The sequence below is a fragment of the Reyranella sp. genome, from assembly GCF_044224635.1.
Classification (GTDB): Bacteria; Pseudomonadota; Alphaproteobacteria; order Reyranellales; family Reyranellaceae; genus Reyranella.
In genome coordinates this window covers 93,536-108,431 of the sequence record NZ_JBGAKA010000005.1, presented here as the reverse complement: position 1 = coordinate 108,431, position 14,896 = coordinate 93,536, and the positions used below count along the sequence as shown (strand labels likewise).

13 protein-coding genes are annotated in these 14,896 nt (G+C 66.0%); 2 read left to right on the top strand and 11 right to left on the bottom strand.

Annotated features, from left to right (window positions below):
- Positions 1 to 129 precede the first annotated feature (129 nt).
- A complete protein-coding gene (locus ACILR9_RS06740) occupies positions 130 to 2,097 on the top strand; it encodes an FAD-binding monooxygenase (RefSeq protein WP_395709139.1) in 1,968 nt (655 codons plus the stop codon).
- A gap of 215 nt (positions 2,098 to 2,312) precedes the next feature.
- Here ACILR9_RS06740 and ACILR9_RS06735 read toward each other — a convergent pair whose 3' ends face one another.
- The 4 genes from ACILR9_RS06735 to ACILR9_RS06720 all read right to left on the bottom strand — a co-directional run bounded on the left by ACILR9_RS06735 (position 2,313) and on the right by ACILR9_RS06720 (position 7,342).
- On the bottom strand, positions 2,313 to 3,329 hold the full coding sequence (locus ACILR9_RS06735; protein WP_395709138.1) for a methionine synthase: 1,017 nt from the start codon (positions 3,327 to 3,329) through the stop codon (positions 2,313 to 2,315).
- Between the two features lie 117 nt (positions 3,330 to 3,446).
- Positions 3,447 to 4,799 (bottom strand): heme biosynthesis protein HemY, encoded by a 1,353-nt coding sequence (locus ACILR9_RS06730; RefSeq protein ID WP_395709137.1) that lies wholly within the window; start codon positions 4,797 to 4,799, stop codon positions 3,447 to 3,449.
- Positions 4,800 to 4,803: 4 nt separating this feature from the next.
- Entirely contained in the window at positions 4,804 to 6,759 is a 1,956-nt protein-coding gene (locus ACILR9_RS06725; RefSeq protein ID WP_395709136.1) for a uroporphyrinogen-III synthase, read from the bottom strand.
- A 109-nt stretch (positions 6,760 to 6,868) separates the two neighbouring features.
- Complete coding sequence (locus tag ACILR9_RS06720; protein ID WP_395709135.1) at positions 6,869 to 7,342, bottom strand: methylated-DNA--[protein]-cysteine S-methyltransferase; 474 nt, start codon at positions 7,340 to 7,342, stop codon at positions 6,869 to 6,871.
- Between the two features lie 72 nt (positions 7,343 to 7,414).
- Here ACILR9_RS06720 and ACILR9_RS06715 point away from each other — a divergent pair, with 72 nt between their 5' ends.
- Positions 7,415 to 8,827, top strand: a complete 1,413-nt coding sequence (locus ACILR9_RS06715; RefSeq protein WP_395709134.1) for an alpha/beta fold hydrolase — start codon at positions 7,415 to 7,417, stop codon at positions 8,825 to 8,827.
- A 28-nt stretch (positions 8,828 to 8,855) separates the two neighbouring features.
- On the opposite strand, the gene ACILR9_RS06710 is transcribed toward ACILR9_RS06715, so the two are convergent.
- From ACILR9_RS06710 to ACILR9_RS06680, 7 genes are all read right to left on the bottom strand, one after another.
- Positions 8,856 to 9,338, bottom strand: a complete 483-nt coding sequence (locus tag ACILR9_RS06710; protein WP_395709133.1) for an L-2-amino-thiazoline-4-carboxylic acid hydrolase — start codon at positions 9,336 to 9,338, stop codon at positions 8,856 to 8,858.
- 94 nt (positions 9,339 to 9,432) lie between these two features.
- A complete protein-coding gene (locus ACILR9_RS06705) occupies positions 9,433 to 9,687 on the bottom strand; it encodes a hypothetical protein (protein WP_395709132.1) in 255 nt (84 codons plus the stop codon).
- Positions 9,688 to 9,736: 49 nt separating this feature from the next.
- Positions 9,737 to 10,477, bottom strand: a complete 741-nt coding sequence (locus ACILR9_RS06700) for a class I SAM-dependent methyltransferase (RefSeq protein WP_395709131.1) — start codon at positions 10,475 to 10,477, stop codon at positions 9,737 to 9,739.
- A gap of 92 nt (positions 10,478 to 10,569) precedes the next feature.
- On the bottom strand, positions 10,570 to 12,519 hold the full coding sequence (locus ACILR9_RS06695; RefSeq protein ID WP_395709130.1) for a hypothetical protein: 1,950 nt from the start codon (positions 12,517 to 12,519) through the stop codon (positions 10,570 to 10,572).
- Positions 12,520 to 12,639: 120 nt separating this feature from the next.
- The gene (locus tag ACILR9_RS06690; RefSeq protein ID WP_395709129.1) at positions 12,640 to 12,933 is read right to left on the bottom strand and encodes a hypothetical protein; all 294 of its coding nucleotides are present in this window, start codon (positions 12,931 to 12,933) and stop codon (positions 12,640 to 12,642) included.
- A complete protein-coding gene (locus ACILR9_RS06685; RefSeq protein WP_395709128.1) occupies positions 12,934 to 13,389 on the bottom strand; it encodes a class I SAM-dependent methyltransferase in 456 nt (151 codons plus the stop codon).
- 126 nt (positions 13,390 to 13,515) lie between these two features.
- Positions 13,516 to 14,826, bottom strand: coding sequence for a class I SAM-dependent methyltransferase (locus ACILR9_RS06680; RefSeq protein WP_395709127.1), 1,311 nt, complete (start codon positions 14,824 to 14,826; stop codon positions 13,516 to 13,518).
- Between the last annotated feature and the right edge of the window lie 70 nt (positions 14,827 to 14,896).

The following is a 14,896-nucleotide window of genomic DNA, read 5'->3' as shown; positions in this document are numbered from 1 at the left end:
CTCTCGACTGCACCACTTCGGGGGCGGTTGGATGGCCGCTTGGGCGATTGGATCTGCCCGGCGAATTCCCGCTGGCCGGTTTGTGCCGTAAGGTCGCTCAGCACGCTTCTCAGCGACGGGGAACGCCTCATGCAGTTTCACCTGAATGGCTTCGAGCCGGGCGATCCGGAGATCTTCGATCGGGCGGAGCGCCATCCGGCGTCGGGCGCGCAGGGTTCCGTTCCGGCTGAGGTCGATGTCCTGATCGTCGGCTGCGGACCGGCCGGGCTGACGCTCGCTGCGCAGCTGTCGGCGTTTCCTGACATCAGGACCTGCATCGTCGAGCAGAAATCGGGCCGCCTGTTGCTCGGCCAGGCGGACGGAATCGCCTGCCGGACGATGGAGATGTTCCACGCCTTCGGCTTCAGCGAGCGCGTGGCGAAGGAGGCGTGCTGGATCAACGAGACGACGTTCTGGAAGCCGGATGCCGGGCAGCCCGCGAACATCGTTCGCAGCGGCTGGATCCAGGACGTCGAGGACGGGCTGTCGGAATTCCCGCACGTCGTTCTCAACCAGGCGCGCGTGCACGATCTCTATCTCGACCTCATGCGCCGGTCGGCTGCCAAGCTCGAGCCGCATTACGGGCGGCGCGTGCTTGGCGTGCAACCCGCGGGACGCGGCAGTCACGATGGGGCACGGCGCGTCACCGTGACGCTCGAGCGGCTCGAGGCCCCGCACCAGGGCGAGATCGAGACGGTCGCCGCCCGCTACGTGGTCGGCTGCGACGGCGCGCACAGCGTGGTCCGGCGATCGATCGGCCGGGAGCTGCGCGGCGATTCGGCCAATCACGCCTGGGGTGTCATGGACGTGCTGGCAGTCACCGACTTCCCGGACATCCGCTGCAAGTCGCTCATCCAGTCGGCCAGCGAGGGCAGCCTTCTCATCATCCCGCGCGAAGGCGGCTATCTCGTCCGCCTGTATGTCGAGCTCACCAGGCTCGACATCGGCGAACGGGTTGCAAACCGCAACATCACGGTCGAGGAGCTCATCGCCAAGGCCCGGCGAATCCTCAATCCCTACCGGCTCGAGGTGAAGGAAATCCCCTGGTGGTCGGTGTACGACATCGGCCAGCGCCTGACCGACAAGTTCGATGACGTGCCGGCGGAAGAGATCGCGACGCGCGCGCCCAGCGTGTTCATTGCCGGCGATGCCTGCCACACCCACAGTCCGAAGGCGGGGCAGGGCATGAACGTCTCGATGCAGGACGCCTTCAATCTGGGCTGGAAGCTCGCCGCCGTCCTGCGCGGGCGGTGCGCGCCGGCCCTGCTGCATTCCTATTCGTTGGAACGGCGGGCCATCGCCGGGGAGCTGATCGACTTCGACCGCGAATGGGCGGCGCTGATCGCCTCGTCCCAGGGAGAAGCGGGCGGTGCCGATCCGGCAAAGACCCAGAGCTATTTCATCCGGCATGGACGCTACACGGCGGGGACGGCGACGCATTACAGCCTGTCGATCCTGACCGGGGAACCCGTCTGCCAAAATCTTGCCAAGGGATTCGTCGTCGGAACGCGCTTTCATTCCGCGCCGGTGATCCGCCTCGCCGACGCCAAGCCTGTTCATCTGGGTCACGTCGTCCAGGCCGACGGGCGCTTTCGCCTCTTCGCCTTCGCCACGGCGGTCGATCCGGCCGCGTCAGGCTCCCCCATCCGCCAGATGTGCGATTTCCTGGCCGAGAGCCGGGATTCGCCCGTGCGGAAGTACACGCGCCCCGACGAGGACATCGACGCGGTGATCGATGTCCGCGCCGTGTTCCAGCAAGCCCATCGCGAGCTCGCCCTCGAGGACATGCCGGCGCTGCTTCTGCCGAAGAAGGGACGTTACGGCCTGCTCGACTACGAGAAGATATTCTGCGCCGACGTCAGGGGCGGCAACGACATCTTTGCCCTGCGCGGCATCGATCGGGAAGCAGGGTGCATGGTCGTCGTGCGGCCCGACCAATACGTCGCTCACGTCCTGCCGCTCGATGGCTACGCTCAGCTCGCGTCATTCTTCGATGGCTTCATGCTGCCGCAATCAGACCAGGACGCGCGCCGAAGGGGCGAAGCTGCGGTGGCGTGAAAGTCATGCGCTGGGAGCGCGCCACTCCGATGGCGCTCATCTCATTTTCCTCCCCAGCTCCGCTGGGGAGGTGTCCGCGTAATCGCGGGCGGAGGGGTCATGAGCAACCCCTCCTGTGCCCTTGACCCCTCCGTCGGCGAAGACGCCGACACCTCCCCAGCGGAGCTGGGGAGGAGAATACGAGTCGCACGTACGGGGACGAATGAACGGCGCTGCTACAAGCTCCTGCGCGCCAGCGCCGCACCTTCGGCCAGGGCGCGCAGCTTGCCGTAGGCGACGGCGAGCGTCATCGGCGCCATGCCGCAGTTGGTGCAGGCCTGGATGCGTTCGGGGTCGACGTACTGCGTTGCGAGCTTCAGCGTGTCGGCCACCTGCTGCGGCGTCTCGACCGTCTCCGACGCCACGTCGATGGCGCCGACCAGCACCGTCTTCGTCTTCAGAAGCTTCATCAGCTCGGGCGGCACGTGGCTTTCGCGGCACTCGAGCGAGACCTGCTGGATCTTGCTGCGGTCGAGCGCCGGGAAGGTCTGCTCGTACTGCCGCCAGCTCTCGCCCAGCGTCTCCTTCCACTTGATGTTGGCCTCGATGCCGTAGCCGTAGCAGATGTGCACGGCGGTCGTGCATCTCAGCCCCTCGGCCGCCTTCTCCAGCGCCGGCACGCCCCACTCGACGGTCTCGCCGAGATAGACGTTGAAGGCCGGCTCGTCGAACTGGACGACGTCGACGCCGAGCTTCTCGAGGTCGCGCGCCTCCTGGTTCAGCAGCTCGGCGAAGGCGAACGCCATCTTCACGCGATCGCCGTAGTAGCCGTCGGCCAGGGTGTCGATCAGGGTCATCGGTCCGGGCAGCGTGAACTTGAGCTTGCGGCTGGTCGCGGCGCGGGCGATGCGCGCCTCGCGCTCGTGCACGAACTTGCGGCGCGTGAGCTTGCCGGTGACGGTCGGGCAGTCGGCGTCGTAGCGATTGTTGCGGATGCCCATGCGCACCTTCTTGTCGAAGTCGACGCCGTCGACCTCGGCCAGGAAGCCGTGCACGAAATGCTGCCGCGCCTGCTCGCCGTCGCTCACGATATCGAGGCCGGCCTCCTCCTGGCGGCGGATGGCGAGGAAGGTGGCATCATCCTTGGCCTCGAACAGCGGCTGGCCGCTCAACGTCCAGGGTGCCCACAGGACATTCGGCGTGGCAAGCCAAGCCGGTTTCGGCAGGCTGCCGGCGAGCGTGGTCTCGAACATGTTTCCTCCCACAAAACTGTCATCCCGAGCACAGCGAGGGATCTTTCGTGCTGCCCAAAGGTCCCTCGCTGGCTCGGGATGACAGCGATTCTGTACGACAAGCCTCGCTGCAGGCCACTACTGTTGCGCGGTCGCCGCCAGGGCGACCCGTTCCTCCGGCGGCAGGATCTGACCGAACGTGCCGGGCGCGCGCCACTGCAGGGTGCCGAAGGCGCCGCAGCTCTCGCACACCGAGCGCCAGGTCTCGTGATGGGCGCCGCAGGCCGAGCAGCGCCAGCTGCGATCGGACGGCGCATCGGTCGCGCGTCCCAGCCAGTTGCGCACGCCCGCCGGGTCGGAATTGGCGTGCTCCTCGACCTCGGCCATCAGGCGGCAGACGCGCGCCGTCGGGTGGGCGCCGCCCGCCGTCTCGAGATGGCGCCGCGCCTCGCCCCACAGCCCGGCCTCGATGGAGGCCTGGGCAAGCGCGACATGGCTTTCGATGTCGCCGGGGTTCTTCTCGGCCAGGCGCCGCACGACGCCGACCTTCTTCAGCGCCTCGCTCTCGCCCGACGCGTCGACATAGAGCCGGGCGAGGTCGGGGTGCGGCGCCACCGCCCAGCCGCGCTCCAGGGTCTTCATCGCCCGCTTGCCGTCGCTCGCCTTGATCTGCAGCTCTGCCAGGCGGCGCGTCACGGCGATGCGCTCCGGCGCGAGGCCGAACGCCTCGCGGGCCAGCGCCAGGGCGTCGGCGGCATTGCCGTCGCGCTCGGCGATGCGGCTGCGCTCGACCAGCAGCAGGGCCTTCAAGGTGCGGCCCCTGTCGGCGCCGACCACCTTGCGGCGCAGGCCGGTATCCAGGGTCGCTTGCGCGGATTTCCAGTCGCCGGTCTGCGCCTGCATGTCGAACAGCGAGTGCACCACCCACGGGGTCTGCGGCCGCAGGCGAAAGGCGCGCTCGGCATAGGCCAGCGCCTTGGCCCGGTCGCCCTCGCGCAGCGCCTGGCCGATCAGACCACGCAGGCCGAGAAACGCCATCTGCTCGTCCTCGAGCATGGCGGTGAAGGCGCGGTTGGCGGCGTCTCGATCGCCGTTGAGCTGGGCCGCCTGGGCCGACAGCAGCAAGGTCAGGCCGGGCTCGGAGAGAAGCTGGTCGGCCTTGCGCGCATGCTTCTGCGCCTCGACGCCGTCGCCGGCGGCCACCGCCGCCAGCCCTTGCGTCAGCTCGCGATAGCCACGCCGGCGCCGGCCCTCGCCCCAGCCCTCGATCAGCGCCCCCGGCGCGCCGACGATCCAGCGATAGAGCAGCCATAGGCCGAAGCACACGGCGATCAGCAGCACGAGCGCCACCAGGACGATGCCGACGCTGGTGTCGAGGCGCCAGCCATGCCATTCGGCGGTGACGGTGCCGGGCCGCCGGGCGAGCCAGACCGCGCCCAGCATGGCGGCAGCGGCGATGGCGAACCAGATCAGGGTACGCAGGAGGGTCATGGAGTCAGCGCGCCGTCCCGAGCAGGGTGACGGCATGGGCGGCGAGCTGCTGGACCGCACGCTCGGCCGCGAGATGGGCTTCAGCGCGTTTCAGCCACGCCTCGGTCGCCTTGCCGGTCTGCGGCGGCAGCGACTTCACCTCGGTCACCGCCTTGGCGAGATCGCCGGCTTCCAGGGCGGTCTCGGCGCGCGCCAGCCGGGCCTCGACCGAATTGCCTTCGACGTCGCCGACACGGCGCAGCGAGACCAGGGCGCGCAGCTTGCCGAGCAGCCGTTCGCCGAACGAATCGTCGGCGAGATCGTCGGCCAGCGCCGCCTTGGCGACGGCAGGGAACTCGGCCGCTAGGATAGCGCGCGAGGCCACGCCGGATGCGCCATAGGGCTGCAGCGACGTGGTGATCTCGGCGAGCTTGGCGTCGCCCTGCACGAGCGGGGTGAGCAGACCGAGATCGACGGTGAAGGGCAGGCCCGATTCGAGCGCCGCGCTCAGCCGCGCGGCGATCCCGATCACCGCCGAGGCGCGTGCCGCGATCAGCGCCTTCTGGTCGGCCGCGCCGCGCACGCCGATCGCGTCGGACATGCTCTTGGTCTGCTCGCGCTGGCGCGCCTGCTCGTCCTTCTGCGCGGCGACCGCCTGGTCGAGCGCCTGCATCGAGGTACGCAAGGCGGCGATCTCGCGCGACAGGATGGCGAGCTCCTTCTCGGTGTCGCTGGTCGTGGATGGAGCAGGCGCCGGCGTGGGGGTTGCCGGTTGCTGCGTAGTCGATGCGGCACCGGCGGTGCGCCGCTCGAGCGCCTCGACCTTGCTGCGCAGCTCGGCCAGCGCCGGTTCCGCGGATGCCGGCCGCTCGGCGGCTGCAGCTGCCGCCGCCCGCACGCGCTTATCGAGGTCGTCGAGGCGGGCGGCGAGGTCGCGCTTTGCCGCTTCGACGGCGGCCGAGGCAGCCGTGCTGGCATCGGCGCGCACGGCTTGAAGATCGATGGCGGGGGGCGGGGCGACCGCCATCGACTTGCCGCGCCACAGCACCTGGAACTGTTCCGGCCAGAACGGCAGGGAGATCAGGGCAAGCGCCAGCACGAGAGCAGCGGCGACGAGGCTGGTGAGGAAGGTGCCGACGATGCCGATGCCGCGCCGAACCTCGACGACGGGCGGCGCAGGCTCGGCCGGGGAGAGCGACAAAGAAGGGGCCGCCGGGGAGGAAGGGGTGTCGCTCATGCTCGCTTGTCCTTGTACGCCGGCTTCGGCCAGGCGGTCGATCTCGTCGAGCACGGCCTGGCGAGTTGGTCGCACCGCCGCCACCCGGGCCTTGAACGGCAGGTCGGCCAGCGGCGCCAGGGCAGCCGGGCTGATCGCCACGGCCGTGACGCCCTGCAGTGCATCGCCGAGCCCGGCCTCTTCGGTCAGCCTGGCGAACGCGGCGGAAGCACGCGGCGAGAAGAAGGTCGCGACGTCGAGGGCGCGCGCCTGCAAGGCCGCGCGCGCCGACTCTGGCAAGCTCGTCTCCTTGCGCGCTTCGTAGAGCGCGAAGCGGCGGACATCGTAGCCATCGCCGGCCAGGCTCTCCACGAGATCGACGACGATCTCGGTTCCCGCGACATGGATCAGCGGGCCCGCCTTGGGATCGAGCCGTTGGCGGACCAGCTCGACCAGCGCGGCGCCATCGCCGGCGGCCGATGTCACCGTGGTGAAACCCAGCCCCTCGGCCGTGCTCGCCGTTGTGTCGCCGACGGCGAATATTGGCTTGGCGCGCTGTGGGCTCGCTTCGGCAAGCGCGCGGGCGCCGTTGGCGCTGGTCAGCAGGACGGCCTGGCAGGCCGCGAGCGCCTCGGGGAAATCATCAGGCGGATGGAGGATATCGAGGCGGAACAGCGGCGCCACGACCGGCGCGTGGCCGCGCTCGCCGAGCGCCGTGGCCAGCGTCGTCGCCTCGCGTTCCGGCCGGGTGATCAGCACGCGCATTCGCTTCTCCGTAGCCGCCGCCTGCGGCCGACGCAATGACAGGGATGCCAGGCCTCAGCACATTCCGTTCGGCTGCAATCGGCCGAACGGAATGCGCCCAGTGCGACATCTATTCCCGGCGGTCCAGGACGACGCCTTCGAGGGCGAGCAGCTGGCGCTTGGTCGGCAGCCCGCGGCCACCCGAATAGCCGCCCTCGGTGCCGCCGGCGCCGAGAACGCGATGGCAGGGCACGATGATGGGAATGGGATTGCGCCCGCATGCCATGCCGACGGCCCGCGGACCCGAGCCCAGCGCCATGGCGATGCCGCCATAGGTCGCGGTCTCGCCGTAGGGGATGTTGCACATCATCGCCCAGACGCGCTTCTGGAAATCGGTCCCATGCTGGTCGAGCGGCAGGTCGAAGCGCTCGAGCCGGCCGGCGAAGTAGCGCGCCAGCTGGCGGCGCGCCTCGGCGAGCACCGGGCTCGGCCTGCCCTCTCCCGCCCGCTCACCGCGGCTCGTCCAGCGCACCCCGGTCACGGCGTCGTGATCGGCTTCGAGCGCCAGGCGGCCAACCGGGCTGTCGACGTAACAAATGGACATATCGCGAGCGTAGCGTCGGCATCGGGCTTTTGCCAACATGGGCCAATGTCTGGGGGAAAGGACATCAGGGGTGTGAGGCCCGGTCGACGTGCCCTGCTTGGCGGCGCCTTGGCGCTGTGGCCGACGCTGGCGTTCGGCCAGCAGCTGCCGCCGCGCCAGCCTCAGCCGCCAACGCCGCCGCAACCGGCGCCCGCGCCGCCGCGTCGCCAGGTCACGGATGTGGCGGCGCCGCCGCCGGTCGTGTTCGTGCACGGCAATGGCGATTCGAGCGCACTATGGATCAACACCCTGTGGCGTTTCGAGGCCAATGGCTTCAAGCGCAACCAGTTGCACGCGGTCGATTTCGTCTATCCCAACGCGCGCCGCGAGGACGCCAGGCCGGAGCCGTTCCGGTCGTCGACCGAGGACCAGACCAAACAGCTCGCTGCCGCCGTCGCCGAGGTGCTGAAGGCGACGCGGCGACGCAAGGTCGCACTGGTCGGCTCGTCGCGCGGCGGCAACGCCATCCGCAGCTATCTCAAGCATGCCGGCGGGGCGGCGTCGGTCAGCCATGCGGTGCTGTGCGGCACGCCCAACAAGGGCATCGTGATCTCCGACAGCCTGCTGGTGGGCAGCGAGTTCAACGGCGCCTTCGCGTTCCTCAAGGAGCTCAATGCCGGACCCGACGACCTGATCCCGGGAGTCGAGCTGATGGCGATCCGCTCCGACAGGAACGACAAGTACTCGCAGCCCGACGCGCGCTTCGTCGGGGCGCCGGGCAAGCCGACCGGCGTCGGTTACGATGCCTCCGAGCTGCGCGGCGCGCGCAATGTCGTCCTGGACGGCCTCGATCACCGCGAGGTGGCCTTCCACAAGCTCGCCTTCGCTGCCATGTACGAGTTCATCGCCGGCCGGGCGCCGGCCAGCATGTTCATCGCCCAGGAGCCGCTGCCGGTGCTGAATGGCCGCGTCACCGGCATCGCCGATGGCGTCTACACCAACATCCCGGTGGCCGATGCCGAGGTCGAGATATTCGAGATCGACAGCAAGACCGGCGAACGCCGGAGCGCGCTGCCGGTGCACCGCAAGGTCACCGGCGAGGACGGTGCCTGGGGCCCCATGGTCGCTCGGCCTGACGCCTACTACGAGTTCGTGCTGCGCATGGCGGCGCAGCCGATCACCCACGCCTACCGCTCACCTTTTCTACGCTCGAGCGACGTCGTGCACTTGAGGCCAGGCATCGTCGGCAAGGGCGACGAGACGGCCGCCGCCATTGTCGCCATGAGCCGGCCGCGCGGCTATTTCGGCGTCGGCCGCGACAAGTTCACGCTCGACGGCAAGGTGCCGCCCGGCATCAACGACGGCGTGCCCGGCGTCTCGTTCGGCAAGCTCGCCTTCGATGCCAGCCCGCGCACCGTGATGGCCGTGTTCAACAACGAGGCCATCCCGACGCGGACCTGGCCGTTGAAGGACAACCATTTGGTGATCGCGGAGTTTTTGAATTAGGCCTTTGAGGAAAGGTCCCTCGCCGCAATCACGTCTCGTAAGTGTAACGGAAGTTGCAGTGGCTGGCGCCCTGCATGATGGTCTGCGTTCGCTCGAGCTTGAGCTTGGGATCGTACCCTTCGCAAAAGGCGCCGTCGCGATTGCACGAGAGCAGATGGCCGATCTCGCCCAGGCCCATCGCCTTGTAGGTCTCGGCGTAGCGGCAGCGCACGACGTTGAAGGCGAAGCTCGTGTCGGTTTGTTCCTTGACTTCGATCTCCAGCGCTCCCCCCTTGGTCCACAGCGGCATCACGTCCTGGAACGCCTTGAGGGATGGACCATCGGGCGCTGCGGCCGCGAAGGCGCGCGCCTGCTCGATCGCCGACCGGCGCACCGACTCGGCGATCGTCTTGCGCGCCGTCTCCTCGCCATGGCTTTCCTTCAAGGTCTCGTAGACCTCCTTCAGGATCTCGGCCTCGATGCGGCGCTTCTCCAGCATCGACAGGCCTTCGGGATGGACGGGCTGGATCATGTCGGGAACCTCCAGGGCAACGGCCGCTTGCCGGCCGAGCGTGCATTGTCCCGCTCGGGAAGACAACATTGCTGCTTGGTCAAGAACGAACGGGCTAGGAGTTGTCGACGTACGCTCGCTTGCGAAAGTGAAGCTTCACGGGTTGGCTGCCCACGAACTCGAACCAGACGATCGCCTCGGCCACGAGGTCCACCTCCAATTGGAAATCTTCGATGTCCGGCAGGGGTATGGTCCCCGAAATCTCGAGCGTCTCGCCGACCCGCACCGGCTTGGTGGATACTGGCAACCGAGCGTGATCGTTGTTCAGCATGCGGCCACTGATCGACTTCAGGTGAATGCCGACGTTCACGCTGCCAGATGTCGGCGAAGCCGCAAGCTTTCGCCATGTCCCATATCTCTTAAACCCGGATATCATTCTCGATCACATCGTAAGTCTGCATCTCGAACTGCGACGAAGGCGCCAGGGAATGATACGGACTGGGCTCGGCGAACGCTGCGACGCCGTCGTCACGCAACACACGCGAGAATTCGGCCAGCACGGTCTTCTGGTCGGCGACATGATGAAAGGCGTCGAAACTGAGAATTCGGTCAAACGATTTGTCGGCGACGGGGATCGACCGTCCATCGGAGACGCGAAACTCGATCGGCAGGTCGCGCGTCATCGGGTCTTCCTGATGGATGCTCCTGCCGATCTGCAGCGCGTTCTTCGACACGTCGATTGCAGTTACCTGGCAACCGAGGCTCGCGAGATACCGGCTCGACCAAGCGGTGCCGGCGCCGAAATCGAGAAGGCGCAGCTGCGGGAAGAGCCGTAGTCCGTCGACGACATGTGCGAAGGCCGTCAGGATGTGGATCATCTCGTTGGCGACGATGAATGGCTTGCGGCGCAGCGCGATGTTGTCCATGCGCGGCTCGAAATAGGCATCTGCCAGCTCGACATGCCGCGCGGCATCGTACCGCGCGATCAGGTCGCGGACGTCTATCTGCCCTTCCTTCAAGACCGGCGGAACGACCGGAGGCGACTTCCACGCCGGGCTCGCGGGTTCTTCCGCGGTGGCGATGGGTTCCTCCGTGCAGATGAATGCCTGGTACGATCGCCGCAATCGCCGGAGGATTAACACGGTCTTCCCTTGCAGCAAGCCGGGACATCTTTCAACCCGCTGTCCCGGCGGGCCCCTCGTACGGTCAAATCCTGCCCCATGCGATCAAGCCGGTGCTGGCCAAATCACCATCAGGGTGGTTCCAGGGCCATCCAACGCAGGAATATGCCGAGGTGGCGCGTATCGGAGATTTCTCGATCTGTCGTGGGCTGTCGCGGATTGAGGACGTGGAAGACGATCTCGGTTTCCACTATTGACCGCCGACCGAGGTCGATCGTGCGCTCATGAGTTCTGCCGTCATTCATCGCCGGAGTGATGGTCCAGGTGTCGACGCGCTGTCCGTCGACAAGGACATCGATTGCCTGATTGGACAGGTTGGGCCGCATGTAGGCGTTGAACCCGACTTTCAGGGTCAGCGGCCTGGCCTGTGCACCGGACGCGAGCTGGAAGACCAGTTCCGCGCGCGGGCCGTCGGTCCAGATTCCGGCTGGCTCCAGTGCCGACCAGCCTGTGCCCAGATAGCGGGCCGCCGACGGCTGCGAAAAACTGATCGTCTGACCGACATCCAGAATCGGCTCGGCGTCGTTCAAGAGATCTCGCTCGGCCTGCCGGCGAGCATCGTCCAAAGTGCATGTCTGATTTCGGCTCTTGAGAGCCAGATAGTTGCGCCAGAAGCGTGCCTGATCAGTGCCGGGATGGAATCGGATGCGTGCCTCCGGATCGATCATCCTCACCAGTCGACGGTCCTGCTGGGACTGAAGATCCGGGTAGCATGCCAGCAGGTTAGCCCTCCGCCAAGCTCGCGCATCGTTGGCGTATTTTAGGCCGTCGCGCAGATTGTAGGCGTAGCTTGTGGCGGCCATCAGGCCCAGCACGCCCGACAGAACCGTAATCGTCACCCGCGCGGCGCGGCGCGTCGGCATCGCTTTCAGCACCAGGGCTATGAGGCAAAGCAGGATGAGCCCGAAACCGAGGTAGGAAATTCGGCTGTCCAGGTAGCCGCAAGCACCGCTGTCGAGGCACCACGCCTGCTGCCTCGCATTGCCCGCCAGCGGAAATGTGACATAGGCGATAGCGACGATGCAGACCACCAGAACAGTGAGCGGAGTTCGAATAGCGCGCGCCTGCCCCAGAAAGAAGAACGAGCAAGCGGCGGTCAGCACGCCGACGACCGCGGCCAGGAATATCGCATGTTGCGGAATCGACCCGACTTCGAACAAGTCGCGGACGAAGATCGTTCCGGCATGAACGTGTCGCAGCGTGGTCGCGACAACCCGCCAGGGTGAACCAGCGCCGTCGATCACATTGCCTATGTAGGTCGACGGAAAGACGTGCCGGTAGCCGACGTAGGAGACGAAGGCGATGGCGACGAGGCCTGCATCCCATATGAATCGTCGATCGACCAGAGCGAGCAGATTTGTCGTCGATGCAGAGGTCCCGCGCAGCTTGCGTGCCCAAATCACCAAATACTCGCAGGCCAAGGCCGCCGTGCCCGCGAGGAAGGTGAATTCGTTCAGGACAAGAGCGATCAGAAAGAAGAGCCGCGCCAGCCAGACGGCCAACCCGCTGACCCGTCCCTGACTGTCCGCCTGCAGCAGCGTCAGGCGCGCGGAGAACACCATGATGAGAGGCACGGTGTTCTGTACCGGGTAGGAAATCGGCGGCATGTAATCGTTGACGCCTTCGACCGTCTGCAGCGTGAGCAGCAGGAGCAGCAGCGGGTAGAGGACGTTCGCCGCCAGAAGGCGCGAGACATACGCTGCGAACAGAGCGAACACACTGAAATGCATCAGGACGAATGCCAGGCGCGCCCAATAGCTGTCGGCAAGGTAGGCACCGAGTGCGTTGAGCGGAATGGCAGGGATCAGTCCCAGCCTCCCCTGCTGGACAGACAGGGCCAAAGCCAGCCGTTCGATGCCGGCCCATCCTCCGGCCAGGGCATCGAGAAACACCGCATCATCAGCGGAGCGGCGATATCCATAAGTGAACGGCAGAGCTTGAATGACGAGCACGATGGCCAAGGCCAACCACGTCGCAATCAGGATCCAGCGCGGCTTCTGGAGCTGACCCTCTTCGGTCAATGTATCGGAACCTCGATCTTGCTCGTCCGCCCCGACCCCGGAAGCAGTGTTCGGAATGACAATGCCTATTGCGCGGCTTGTCAGCAATCCGATTTTGGATGCCTTCCGATTTTCGTCATTTCAGTGCAACGGGTCTCTTCCCGGCGAACCGGACTTGCGGATCAGGAATTCGATCGACTCCGAACCGGCATGATCGACGCAATCGTACTCTGACGCCAGCACCAGCTTGCAGCCTGCTTGCTCGACCGTTGCCACCACGACGTCGAACGACAAAGCGTGCATCTCCAGCACGTCACCGGATGTCGGGCTCGCGAGATAGGCTGCCGCGTCGAAGGAATAGTCGCGAAGCTTGGTCAGTACCTGGAAAATGCCTGTGCCGCCGGGTTTCAACCTCGACAGAATCTTGTGCAGCATTCAGCACATGACGGGCGGTGGATTGTGCTGAAGAACGATCAGGCTGAAGAAGCGGTCGATTTCGGGCAGTTGCTGAAAGGCTTCCAGCGTGTTCACCCGCCGAAGCTCGATATTCGTGCGCCCTTCCTTGCGCAAGACTTCTTCTGCAAGGTCGAGATGACTGGCCGAGACATCAAGGCCGATCACGTGCTCGAATGATCGGGACAACCCAAGTGTCAGGCGGCCAACGCCGCATCCGAGCTCCAGGCATGTGCCGCGCGATGGAAACCGTACTGCGCCGCGTTCCACCAGCTCCATCCATCGACGCAGGTCACCTTCGCCGGTGGTATAGAATTCGTCGATGACTTCTCCAATGCGCGCCGATTTGAATGCTGGACTCGAAAGGACCGACCAGTGTGGCTCGGTCTCACCGAATCGGCGCCACCCGCGCCAAGCATCTCTCCAGCGTCTCTGCATCGACGTTGACAGCCGAGTGCCTTCGAACCTGCGCAACGCCGATCGTCTCTGTAAGCTGCGTTGACTGCAGCCCCAGAAGTCGCCGAATAACCATATGCCATGCCATGTCGGCAACCTTTCGCCCCCCTAGTGCTGGGCGACATACCTTCTGTTACGAAAGGTGAGCCGGAGCGGCGACCCGCCGGTAAGCTCGAACCAAGTCACATTCTCGGCCACGGGGTCGAGCTCGATCGTGAAATCGTCGAGCTCGGGGAGGGGGAGCAACTCGTTCACTTCGCGCTTTTCACCGGGACGCACGCGGTCGGACGAAAGCGACAGACGGGTAAAATCGTTATCGAGCATGCTGTTGTCGGCGCCCCGAAGGTGGACGCCGATATTGACGCAGCCGGGGCCGCCGCCGGACGCTCGCCACGTGCTCTTGCCGACATTCTCGATCGTAAGGGCAAGGCGCACGGTGCTTGCATCTTCGACCGTGATGTCGCGCAATTGCATGGCGCAGCGCAAGCCGTCGCTTCCGCCCACGAAGCGGCTGTCCTGTTCGCGTGATGTCGATTTGTAGAGGAAGAAGACGCGGCGATTCTTGTGCATCAGGACGTTGCCGGCCGAGAACACGATCTCGTCAGGGGCCGACTTCGCCGCGAGAATGCGATTGAACTCGTCGAGCGAAAGCAGTTCCTGGTACGGCATCGTGAAAGACAGCCGGATGTCAGCGAAGCCGCAGGCGCGCGCCGTGTCCCAGATCTCCTCGACGCGAATGTCGTTCTCGATAACGTTATAGGCTCGCATCTCCATCTGCGACGTCGGAGTCAAAGAATGGTACGGGCCTGGCTCGGCGAAGCCTACGATTCCATCTTCGACCAGCACGCGCGAAAATTCTCGCAGTAGCCCTGCCTGATCGGGGGCATGGTGAAAGGCGTCGAAGCTCAGGATGCGGTCGAAGGAGGCGGCGCCAGCAGGGATGGAGCGGCCGTCGAAAACCTGAAAATCGATCGGCAGGTCCCGGGTCAGCGGATCCTGCTCATGCACACTGCGGCCGATCTTCAGCGCATTCTTCGACACGTCGAGTGCGGTCACCCGGCAGCCAACGCTGGCCAGGATGCGGCTGGACCAGCAGGTTCCGGCGCCGAAATCGAGGACAGTCGCCTGCGGGAAGAGCCGCAGCCCCTCCATCACATGGGCCAGGCTGGCCATGATGTAGACGGCGTCGTGGGCGTGCGAGAAGGGCTTTCGGCGGAGCACAGGGTTGTCGACCAGGGGCTCGAAATAGGCATCGGCCAGCTCGGCGTGCTTGGCCGCGTCGTAACGCTCGATCAGGCTTCTCACGTCGATCTGGCCGGGCTGCAGGATCGGACGCTCCTCTGCAGGCCTCGATTCCAGTGTCGGCGACTCGCTGAACAGCGCCTCATAGGCGCGTTGGATCCGTTGCAGCATGGGCATGTTGTTCCCCTCGCAGCAATCAGCCGGTTTTTCAATTGTATTTCACGGGTCGGGATGGGCCACTGGCCAT